Annotated in this window: 6 protein-coding genes and 5 pseudogenes; 6 read left to right on the top strand and 5 right to left on the bottom strand. The window is 63.0% G+C overall.

The genetic code is table 11. The annotated features are described in order from the left end of the window. Positions 1-10: 10 nt before the first annotated feature. The 3 genes and pseudogenes from ACR3EP_RS21865 to ACR3EP_RS21855 all read right to left on the bottom strand — a co-directional run bounded on the left by ACR3EP_RS21865 (position 11) and on the right by ACR3EP_RS21855 (position 2082). Positions 11-477 (bottom strand): annotated as a pseudogene (locus ACR3EP_RS21865) (FAD-dependent oxidoreductase). Continuing rightward, on the bottom strand, positions 474-1064 hold the full coding sequence (locus ACR3EP_RS21860; RefSeq protein ID WP_480639454.1) for an FAD-dependent oxidoreductase: 591 nt from the start codon (positions 1062-1064) through the stop codon (positions 474-476). Before ACR3EP_RS21860 ends, ACR3EP_RS21865 begins: the two are co-directional and overlap by 4 nt. 257 nt (positions 1065-1321) lie before the next feature. After that, positions 1322-2082, bottom strand: a pseudogene (locus ACR3EP_RS21855) (enoyl-CoA hydratase). A gap of 55 nt (positions 2083-2137) precedes the next feature. Between ACR3EP_RS21855 and ACR3EP_RS21850 the strand changes: the two are divergent. Continuing rightward, positions 2138-2542, top strand: a pseudogene (locus tag ACR3EP_RS21850) (PaaI family thioesterase); the annotation flags it as partial. A gap of 85 nt (positions 2543-2627) precedes the next feature. On the opposite strand, the gene ACR3EP_RS21845 reads toward ACR3EP_RS21850, so the two are convergent. Further along, positions 2628-2783, bottom strand: coding sequence for a DUF1127 domain-containing protein (locus ACR3EP_RS21845; RefSeq protein ID WP_480639453.1), 156 nt, complete (start codon positions 2781-2783; stop codon positions 2628-2630). Between the two features lie 248 nt (positions 2784-3031). Here ACR3EP_RS21845 and ACR3EP_RS21840 point away from each other — a divergent pair, with 248 nt between their 5' ends. Beyond that, positions 3032-3172, top strand: coding sequence for a hypothetical protein (locus ACR3EP_RS21840; protein WP_480639452.1), 141 nt, complete (start codon positions 3032-3034; stop codon positions 3170-3172). Here the strand turns inward: ACR3EP_RS21840 and ACR3EP_RS21835 are convergent. Beyond that, entirely contained in the window at positions 3169-3510 is a 342-nt protein-coding gene (locus ACR3EP_RS21835) for a hypothetical protein (protein WP_480639451.1), read from the bottom strand. The genes ACR3EP_RS21840 and ACR3EP_RS21835 overlap by 4 nt on opposite strands. On the opposite strand from ACR3EP_RS21835, the gene ACR3EP_RS21830 reads away from it, so the two are divergent. The 4 genes and pseudogenes from ACR3EP_RS21830 to rpsI form a co-directional block, all read left to right on the top strand. Then, entirely contained in the window at positions 3509-4141 is a 633-nt protein-coding gene (locus tag ACR3EP_RS21830) for a hypothetical protein (RefSeq protein ID WP_480639450.1), read from the top strand. The two genes, ACR3EP_RS21835 and ACR3EP_RS21830, sit on opposite strands and share 2 nt — an antisense overlap. Beyond that, positions 4138-4278: a hypothetical protein gene (locus tag ACR3EP_RS21825; protein ID WP_480639449.1), complete on the top strand. Its 141-nt coding sequence runs from the start codon at positions 4138-4140 to the stop codon at positions 4276-4278. The genes ACR3EP_RS21830 and ACR3EP_RS21825 overlap by 4 nt, the downstream gene beginning before the upstream one ends. A gap of 182 nt (positions 4279-4460) precedes the next feature. Beyond that, positions 4461-4869: pseudogene (gene rplM, locus ACR3EP_RS21820) on the top strand (50S ribosomal protein L13). A gap of 62 nt (positions 4870-4931) precedes the next feature. Continuing rightward, positions 4932-5283 (top strand): annotated as a pseudogene (gene rpsI, locus ACR3EP_RS21815) (30S ribosomal protein S9); the annotation flags it as partial.

Genomic DNA, 5283 nt, shown 5'->3' with positions numbered 1-5283 from the left:
ATGGCGGCGCTCACATAGCCTCGACGCCGGTGATCTGCCCGGCAAAACGGATATGAGGCCGCGATTTCAGCCGCATCTGCGCATCCAGCAGGGTGGGCGAGTTGATGAATGTGTTGCGGTGGATGCCGCCCAGGCGGGCAGCAAACCCGGCATTTTCCAAAACCTGGATCATGCGGAACACCTCCGTCGTGCGCCATATTTCATCTTGGTCTGAAAGCCCACGATGTTGAACAGCGTCCCCAGCGCGTTGTCGCGGCGCAGTTGCACCACGGCATGCGCCTTTTCCTGCGGTTTGTGTGGGTTGGTCAGGCCCACTGGTTTCATCGGCCCGTGGCGCAGGGTTTCGCGGCCGCGCTCGGCCATCACCTCGATGGGCAGGCAGCCGTCGAAATAGCCGGCGGTTTCGCCCTCGTGGAACTCGGTCTTGTCGGCGGCGAGCAGCGCGTCGATGAAGGCCTCGTACTGATCGCGGTTCATGGGACAGTTGGTGGCGGTGCTCTTCCTCGGTCTCGCCCTTGTCGTAGCGCGACTGCATCCAGGCCTGGCTCATGTCGATCGTGTCGGCACAGACGATGGGGCGATGGCGTCGAAAAGGCCAGCGCCTCGGCGCCGGTTTCAGTGCGGATCGCTTCACCCAGGGCAGGCGAGGTCAGCGGGCCGGTGGCAAAGATCCAGCGGCCATCAGCAGGTAGGTCGGCGTGACCTCTTCGCCTGTAACGCTCACGCGCGGATGGGCGCGCAGTTTGGCGGTGACGGTTTCGGCAAAGGGCTCGCGGTCCACGGCCAGCGCGCCGCCTGCGGGCAGGCGGTGGGCATCGGCAGGTCATGATCAGGCCGTTTGCCGCGCGCATCTCCCAATGCAGCAGCCCGACGGCGTTCTGCTCGTCATCATCCGAGCGGAAGGAGTTCGAGCACACCATCTCGCCCAGATTGCCGGTTTGGTGCGCGAAGGTTCCCACCTTGGGGCGCATCTCGTGGATCACCACATCCACGCCCATTTCAGCGGCCGCAAGCGGCTTCGAGCCGGCCATGCCGCCGCCAACGATATGCAATGTCTCGGTCATGAGCAGCCAATTAAGGCAGGGGTGGACCATGCGCAACGCCCAAGCGCGACACGCTGCCGGAAGGCGGTCATATGGAATCTTGGGGTCGCCGCTGCGGGATGTTCATACCGGTGAGAGACCGGTCGGGAGGGACCTTCCGCCCACGGCGACCCAAAAGTAAGTAAACGGCATAAGCCTTGCCAATTCCCTTGCCACAGTGTTGCCGTTTTGAAAGCGCTAAATGAACACAATCTCGGAATTATGTTGAAACAATTGCGTTACTGGCGCCAATCCGGGTCTCTTTCTCAATAAATGCGGCGATTCCCTCTTCGGTGTCGCGGTACAGCATATTTTCGACCATTACGTCCTGTATAGGCATAAGCCTGATCCAGCGGCATTCACCGTTGGTAAAAGGCCTGTTTACCGATCTTCACCGCCGCCCAGCTTGGCGGCGAGCGTGTCGGCCAGCGCCCGGGTTTCGGCCTTTAGCGTCTCAGGAGGCATGACCGGTTCACCAGCCCTAGTTCTTCGGCGCGTGTGGCGGGAATGAACTGGCCGGTGGTCAGCATCTCGAACGCGTGTTTGCGAGGGATGTTGCGGCTGAGCGCCACCATGGGGTCGAGCAGAACAGGCCGATATTCACCCCGTTGACGCCGAACCGTGTGCCTCGGCAGCCACCGCCAGATCGCAGGAGGCGACCAGCTGGCACCCGGCGGCGGTGGCGATGCCATGGACTTGCGCGATCACCGGTTGCGGCAGCGACTGGATCGACATCATCATCCGCGCGCAGCGATCGAACAGGTCCCAAGCCGTGCCACCGTCCTCGGCCTGGCGCCCGGCGGTCATCTGTTTCAGATCATGACCCGCGCAGAACGCCTTCCGCCTGACAGGATCACTGCGGACCGAGCGGTCGTCCTTCAGCGCATCGAATTCCGCCTGCAGCGCCGCCAGCATCTCGTCGCTGAGCGCATTCAGCCGCTCGGGCGCGTTCATTTGCAGATGGGCCACTACGCCCGTCGTGACGTTCCAGAATTGCCATCTTGCCCTCCCGCGAGACTCGGGGCAACTCTAGGGGCAAGCGGCGGGAGGAAAGCATGGCGGTGGTGATGGGCAAGGAGGAACTGGCAGAGCATGGCGACTGTGTTCCCGCAGGTACGCGAGGATTTCGCCATCGACGAGTTGACCGAGGACAGCGTGACCATGCGCCTGCTGACCGCCGAACGGCATCTGCGTCCAGGCGGAACCATCTCGGGCCGTCGATGTTCGCGCTGGCCGATGCTGCGTCATGCCATGGTGCTGGCCCGTTTGGGCCGTCCGGCGCTGGCGGTGGACCACAAGCTGTTCGATGGATTTCATGCGCAAGCCGGACGGATCGGCGCAGATGGTGGCGCAGCCGGTTGCTGAAGCTGGGCAGGTCGCTGGCGGTCGGCGATATCCTGATGTTCTCGGAGGGCTCGACGCCGGTGGCCCGCGCCACGATGACCTATTCGATTCCGCCTGTGGGCCTCGGCCGCAGCGGCGGCCGGTGAAAGTCCGGGTCAGACCCCGCCCAGGAAGAGGTCCCTGAAAGGGACTGGGGATTGCTTAAAGCTGCCAGAACCGACGGTGCGCCTCGTGGCGGGCCTGGCCTCGGGTCAGGCCGACATCCGCAAGCAGATGATCGTCAAGGCGGCTCAGGTTGACCCGGGTTCTGCGGCGTTGCTCCCATGTCGTGACGGTGGCTGCGAAGCGTACCGCCAATGCGATCAGCGGCAGCCGGGGCCGGCGTTCAGCAGCATAAGGGAGCGGGCAGGCATCGCGCGTGTCGCGACTAAAATCCTTTCAATTGTATTGACACAATGCGTATCTAGTTGATACGTTTGATACCTACCTCAAAATCAAAGGAAAGATTGTAAGGTACAATTTGGCCAGAAGAGCTCCGCGGGCGAAAGGCCCGAAATACAAGGCGGTTGCCGACACAATCCGGATCGCGGTCAAGAACAAGAACCTTGAGGTCGGAGCAAGCTGCCGCCGGTGCGCGAACTGGCCCATCGGTTGGGCATCACCCTGGCACCGTGGCGCGGGCCTATACGATCCTCACCGATGAAGGGCTGTTTGTGGCCGAGGTGGGCGGTTCCGGCGCCGCCTAAATTCGATCCTCGATGATGTCTGGTCGCGCCAGTTGCACCTGCTGGAGGCCCGGGATCCGAACCATGTCAGCCTGTTCAGCCCGCGGCTGGCGGATGTGGGGCAGGTGGCGCTGATCCGCGAGTCTGCGGAAGGTGGCGCGGCCGATCCCTGGCTGTTTCTCACCACCTGACCCGCGACGCCTATCTGCCGGTGCGGCGGTGGTGGACTGGCTCGACTGCCGCCGGGGAAATTGGACCCGGACGATGTGGTGCTGACCCACGGCGGCCAGAACGGGCTGTGCGTGGTGTTTCGGCGATCCTAAGGCCAGCCCGTGGTTCTGGTCGAGGACCTGTCTCATGCCGGGTTCTGTCGGGCTGGCGAGCGATGCGCGCCGAGGTGGGGATCAAGATGGACAAAGGGGCCTCGGCGCCGAGGCGCCGGAACATGTCCTGCGTCAGACCCGGGCGCAGGCCATCTGCGTCTCGCCCGAGGTGCAGAACCCTACCGGCTGCCACATGCCGCTGGAGCGCCGCAAGGAAATTGTCGAGGTGGCGAAGAAACACGATCTGCAGATCATCGAGGACGACTGTTATCGGCGGGCGACGCCCGTGCGCCCAGCTTCCGAGCGCTGGCGCCGGACCGGGCTGGCATGTGTCGTCGATCTCAAAGACATTGACCCCAGCACTGCGCGCGGGTTGTATCGCCGCCCGCGGGCGGGGGCGGATCTGCGCGCCGCGGAATACGGGTACTGGTCTGGCTCAGCCACTGGCTGCGCTGGTGCAACTGGTGCTCAGCGATCCGCGCGCCAAGGACCTGGCAGGCGCGGTACGCAACGCATGGCGGATTACGGGGTGACGGTCAATGTGTTGGGCGGGTTCGATCTGGTCTGGGATCCCGAGATCCCCTTTGTCTGGCTGCGCTGCCCTGGCTGGCGGCCTCGGCCTCAGCAGGCGGCGGAACGCGAAGGCGCAGGTGCGCTCGGCCGATGAGTTTGCCTGCGCGACGGGCGCGCGCCCAACGCGGTGCGCACGCCACGAATGGCCATGTGCCGTTGTCGGATTTCGAGGCAGCGATGCAGCGCCTGCGCGCATTGCTGGACAACCCGCCGGAACAGATCAGCGTGTAGGCAATTTTAAAAATAATACCTATTTTACAGCGTTGAAATTGAACATGTAAACAGGTTTAACGTGCTTGACCTGCGCGCAGCTCCCCCATAAACCCATCCATCGAATTGACCGGCCTGATTGTCGGTCTTTCACATCAAACAGGACTATCCTGCCATGAAAACCTTCTGCAACACCTGCAGACATCGACAAGAAATGGATCCTGATCGACGCAGAAGGCGTTGTTCTGGGCCGTCTTGCTCGATCGCCATGCGTCTGCGTGGCGCACAAAGCGTCGTTCACCCAACATGGACATGGGCGACAACGTCATCGTGATCAACGCTGACAAAACCAGATGACTGGCAAGAAGCGAAGAAAACTTACTGGCACACCGGCCACCCGGGCGGCATCGTCGCGCACCAAGCAGCAGATCCTCGAGGGCGCACACCCGAGCGCGTCGTGACCCAGGCGGTCAAGCGCGCTGCCGGCAACCGTCTGGCGCGCCAGCAGATGACCAACCTGCGCGTTTATGCCGGTGCCGAGCATCCTCATGAGGCGCAGCGCCCGAAGTTCTGGACGTCAAGTCCATGAACAAGAAAAACACCCGGAGCTAATGACCGATGGCTGATCAGATCAATACTCGAAGAGCTGAGCCGTCGCAGGCGTTGAAACCGCGGCCGAAGAAGCCGCTGCACGCGAGCCCGTGCGCGATGAGTTGGGCTGCCCTATGCAACCGGCAAGCGTAAAGACGCCGTCGCCCGCGTCTGGACTGCCTGTTCCGCGTCACCGTGAACGGCAAGGATCAGGACGTATTTTGCACGTCCCGTCCTGCAGCCGATCCTGCGCCAGCCGTTCCAGGTTGCTGGTGGAAGGTGAGTTCGACGTCGCGACCGTCAAGGGCGGTGGCCTGACCGGTCAGGCCGGTGCGGTCAAGCATGGCATCTCGAAAGCACTGCAGCTCTACGATCCCAACCTGCGTGGCGCGCTGAAAGCCGCTGGTTCCTGACCGCGACAGCCGCGTTGTGGAA

This window comes from Ruegeria sp. BB10, from assembly GCF_056535725.1.
This window is presented reverse-complemented; position numbering and strand designations above follow the sequence as displayed.

Bases quoted from the DNA above. Each gene is read 5' to 3' on its own strand.
- ACR3EP_RS21830 (WP_480639450.1), top strand. From the start codon at position 3,509: ATGCCGGGTTCTGTCGGGCTGGCGAGCGATGCGCGCCGAGGTGGGGAT.
- ACR3EP_RS21860 (WP_480639454.1), bottom strand. From the start codon at position 1,064: ATGACCGAGACATTGCATATCGTTGGCGGCGGCATGGCCGGCTCGAAG.
- ACR3EP_RS21825 (WP_480639449.1), top strand. From the start codon at position 4,138: ATGAGTTTGCCTGCGCGACGGGCGCGCGCCCAACGCGGTGCGCACGCC.
- ACR3EP_RS21835 (WP_480639451.1), bottom strand. From the start codon at position 3,510: ATGAGACAGGTCCTCGACCAGAACCACGGGCTGGCCTTAGGATCGCCG.